This is a genomic window from Tolypothrix sp. VBCCA 56010 (assembly GCF_050875635.1).
In the GTDB taxonomy this organism is placed as follows: domain Bacteria; phylum Cyanobacteriota; class Cyanobacteriia; order Cyanobacteriales; family Nostocaceae; genus Hassallia.
Genome location: NZ_JBPAOH010000603.1, coordinates 1 through 203, shown reverse-complemented (window position 1 = coordinate 203; position 203 = coordinate 1). Strand labels below are relative to the sequence as shown.

At 37.9% G+C, this 203-nt stretch carries 1 pseudogene; it reads left to right on the top strand.

What is annotated here, in order from left to right:
- Positions 1–203: pseudogene (locus tag AABK37_RS42490) on the top strand (hypothetical protein); the annotation flags it as partial.

Below are 203 nucleotides of genomic sequence, written 5' to 3'. Positions count from 1 at the left end.
ACACTAGCTCAAGTTTTTGGTGACAATGCAACACAAGACTCTAGTAACTTGACAATTTCTAAAGCAGACTTAGCAGCGATCGGCTTAACCGCTTCAAGTAATAACACCGCTGAAAGCTTACTTGTTGCGTTAATTCTAAAAGCAGCAAGTTATCTTAATGAAACCAACCAAAGCACCAATAACGATATTCAAGTTACCATTAG